The following is a 4140-nucleotide window of genomic DNA, read 5'->3' on the forward strand; positions in this document are numbered from 1 at the left end:
ATCGAAGGCGAGCCGGCCGTGCGCGCCCACGATCTGATGGTCTCCAATAACCAAAACACGCCGCCGTCAGCCCTGATGCAACCCTCCGGCACACCGCCGTCGGCCCTCGCCGCCGGCGATCCGGCGGCCCTGGAGCCGGCCGCGCCCCAACACGGCGCCGTGTGGGAAGGCGCCAGCGCAGCGGCCTCGCGCCTGGGCGGCACGCTGCGCGCCGACGAGGACGAGGCATGAGCGAACCGACCCGTACCGCCACGCGCATCCGCCGCGCGCTGGCCGAGGCGAGCAATGTCGGTGAAGGCATGCGCCGCTGGATGTTCCCGCTCGACGGGCCGAGCGCCGACTGCCGTCTTGAGTTCATCGACACCGGTATCGACAGCGAAGGCAACACCGTCGGCCCGGCCACCACCTATGCCTGCCCCCTCGGCAGCGTCGCCACCTGCGAGCTCGACCAGGCCGAGCCGGGGCGCAACGTGCTGGTGACCTTCGTCCCCGTGCGCGACAACCCCGCCCGGGTCATCGCCCGCCGCCGGGCCGCGCTGGCCGCCGAAGACGACACCGTCGCCGCCGCCGAAGACACCGAGGACGAAGACGCCGAGCCTTACGCCCCCCTTGGCGCCGGCTACCTCTACATCTGGCGTGGCGGCCATCTTTGGCGCGAGCTACAAGTCGACCACCACGGCCTGCTGCGCGACGTCAACCTCACGCGTCTGGCCGGCCGAGACCATCGGCCCGGGACCTGCGAGGTCGACCCCCGCGTCAGCGTCCCCTACAAAGTCGACGGCGAGCCGCAAGCGCTCGCCATCGCCTACTCCCGCAGCCAATGGAGCTGGCGCCGGATCAACCGCTTCGGCGGCATGGACTACGCCGCCCTGCCGCAGCTGGGCGAGTGCACCGAGGCCGAACTCTACGACGGCCTGCGGGCGGACGACGACCACGAAGCGCTGCGCCGCGCCCGCTTCCAGACGCTCGATTTCTCCGGCTACGACCACGAAGGCGACCGCTTCGGCGAGCCGATCGTCCCCAGCGACGACAACCCGCACGTCGCCCCCTGGCCCGCCTCGACACCGTCGAGGGCCTGCGCGGGACCAAAGCGCTGGTGCGCTTTCGCCAAGCCCAAACCGGCGTGGCTGGCGCCGCCGACGAGGCGCCGGCCGACGCCCAATACATGCCGCCCATCGTCGTCGTCAACGACAGCGTCGGCATCGCCCGCGAACTGGCCACCCAGCACCGCGCCGCGCACGGCGACCTGGCCGCCCTGTACAAAGACTACGAAGAAGGGCGGATCGACGTCGACGGCCAGCCCGACTCCGACCCCGCCGCCTTCGACGAGAACAAACACTATTACGCCATCGCCCAGACCATTCGGCAGCACTTCTACGCCGGCGCCGACAGCCACCTGGAGAAATTCGAAGCCCGCTTCCGCGCCGAGCGCGAAGAAGCCGAAGAGCTCCGGCAAGAAGCGTTTCGCAGCGGCCTGAAAAAAGTCTCCTATGCCCTCTCCTCGCCCGCCATGTCGAGTACCCTCGTCAGCGCCTACTTCCAAGGCCGGCGCGCGTACAACAATGCGCTGGAAGAGGTTAACCAACTCACCCGCGTGTTCGAAGAACGGCGCGATGCGCGCGGCAGCCACCTGCGCGAAGACGCCTTACGCGCCTACCTCCAGCAAACCAAAGTCGCCGCGCTGGCCGACGAAGTGCTCGCCCGGCGCAAGCTCCTGATCGCCCACCTCGACCAAGATACCTTCTGGATCGGGCTCAACGACTTGCTCGACCGGCGCGCCCCGGACCTGCTCATCGGGCACCGCGAGCTTGGCAACCTGCTCGACTACTGCCTAGAAAACCCCGCCGGCAAAGAAGGCGCGGTCTTCCTCGACCACGGCGACTACACCGCCTTGCAGGACCGCAACTACGACCTCCTCAAAGACTTCCTGCACGCCATCCGCGCCGGCGAGCGTAGCCCCATGCTTTTCCCCGCCACCGACGAAGCGGTCGACAGCGTCTGCACCGACACCGACGCCGAGCTACCGCCGGGCTGCGTCCCGTTCGACGCCGACGAGTACCGCGACTGGATCGACAGCCTCAAAGACGAGCACGGGCAGGAAGACCCCGCCCAAACCCAGCAAGCCCACGACGCCATCGACGGCCTGATACAACGCTTCGTCCCGCGCGACGACCCGTTCCGGCAAGAAGACGCCGAGAGCCGCGACGACTACGCCGGCCAACTGGGCGTGATCACCCGCGCCGCCGCCTTTCTCGAAAAAACCACCGCCGCCGCCCTCGCGCCGCTGCTACCCGGCTCCATCCTCAAGCTCAAACAAGAAGCGCAGGCCCTCGCCGGCCAAAGCGGCGAACTCAGCGACGCCGACCGAACCCGGCGGGCGGAGGTCGAACGCCGCTACACCCTGCTACAAGAACGCGCCCAGCGCGACGCAACCCTCCTGCAACAGCTGCGGCACAACCTCCGCGAGAGCCTGCCGTTTCTAAACGATGCCAACGGCCAGCGCGAGATCGCGCAGCACAGCATGGACGCCGCCCAACACCAAGCCCAGGAGGCCGACCTGCGCACGCAGCGAGCGCTCGAGGCCGACCGCCACGCCGAGGCCGTCCTCCGAGCCGACAGCCGCCGTCACGACGCCGCCGAGCGGGTACGCAACCTGGATGCCGCCCGCGCCGCGCTGGATGCCGACCTCCAGGCCGTCGCCGAACAGCAACGGGTTGCCCTGACGGCCTTCGACGCCGCCGCCGAACAAGCCCAAAAGAGCAGCCGACTCCTGCAAGAGGGCCTGATCGACTACGCCGCCCTGCGCCAGCGCACCGAAGCCGTCAAGCACGCGCTCGACGGCCGCCAGCGCGCCCACCAAGACGCCACACGGCGGCTTAACGCCGTCGCCGACGAGACCGACAAAGCCCGGCTGCTTCGCGAACAGACCCGCCGCGAGCTACAAACGGCCCAGCGCGTCCACATCGAACTGGTGACCCTGGACCGCAGCCTCCGCCAATCGCTGCGTCAGATCGACGCCGAGCAGCGCCGGCTGCAACAAGACATCGGCCGCCGCGAGCAAGAACTGGCGCGCACGCGGCAAGAACTCCAAACCGCCGAACAGGACCTGCGCCACGCCCAGTCAAGCCCCGAACAAGCGGCGGTGCGCCGCAACCCGCTCGCCCTTCTCAGCGAGCAACACGACACCCGCCGCCCGACCGCGATGATCGTCACCGTCTACCACCGTTACATCGAACTGACCGACTCCATCGACCCCAGCCGGGGCGTGTACGTCTCCAACACCCACATCGTCATCAACCCCGTGCGCGAGCAAGCCCGGCTCAACGCACGGATCGACGAGCACCGCGCCTTCGACGCCGAGGGCGCGCGGCAGGCCCGCTTCTGGGTGGCCGGCCAGGAAAACGGCACCGTCGCGCTGGCGCCGGCGCTCACCAACGCCCCGGCCCTGCACGAACTGCGCGCCAAAGCGCACGCCCAACAACAAGCGCTCGACAGCCTGCGCGGGCAGGACGCGACCTTGAGCGGCGACCGCCAGCGCTACCTCGCCTGGCGGCGCGACACCGTCCGCCGGCTGCAAGCGAACGAAAGCCGGCTCAGCGACGCCGAAGCCGCACACCTCGACGCCGAAAAACGCCTCACGGCGGCCAGACGGCAAGAGCGCGCGCAAAGACAGCGCGTCAACAACCTCGCGCAACACGAACAGCGCATCCAGCGCCAGCTCAGACAGCTCGAGGCCGAAGCCTCCCGCGCCGCGCCCAAGGTCTTAGCGGCCGAGGCGCAGGCCCAGCAAGCCGCCGCGCGCCAAGCCGAGCGCCAGGCCCAGCATGCCCGCCTGGTCGCCGAGCGCGAGCAGATACACGCAGAACGGCAAGCCGTCCAGCGCGAGCACGCCGACGCCGAACGCGAGCTACGCGCGGCGGAACAGGCGCAACGGGACGCCGCCCGCCAGGCCCAGCAAGCGCAACAAGACGCGGCCCAGCCAACCCGAGCGCCCGCCACCGCCAGCGACGCCACCCCCGAGCAAATGCGCCTCTCGGCGGACGACCTCAACCAAGGCATCGACGAACTGATCCAAGACAAAAAGGTCCAGCAGTCGGTACGCTCGAATGCGCGTTGGCATGGCGGGTTTGTGGTGGGGGT

Annotated in this window: 2 protein-coding genes; both read left to right on the top strand. The window is 69.5% G+C overall.

The features are described 5' to 3' along the window. A partial coding sequence (locus tag CAI21_RS22500) for a PAAR domain-containing protein (RefSeq protein WP_220349064.1) occupies positions 1–231 on the top strand: 231 nt, incomplete at its 5' end. A gap of 934 nt (positions 232–1165) precedes the next feature. After that, the coding region (locus CAI21_RS22510; RefSeq protein WP_147305228.1) for a coiled-coil domain-containing protein at positions 1166–4140 on the top strand (2975 nt) is incomplete at its 3' end.

This window comes from Alkalilimnicola ehrlichii (genome assembly GCF_003399765.1).
Taxonomy (GTDB): domain Bacteria; phylum Pseudomonadota; class Gammaproteobacteria; order Nitrococcales; family AK92; genus AK92.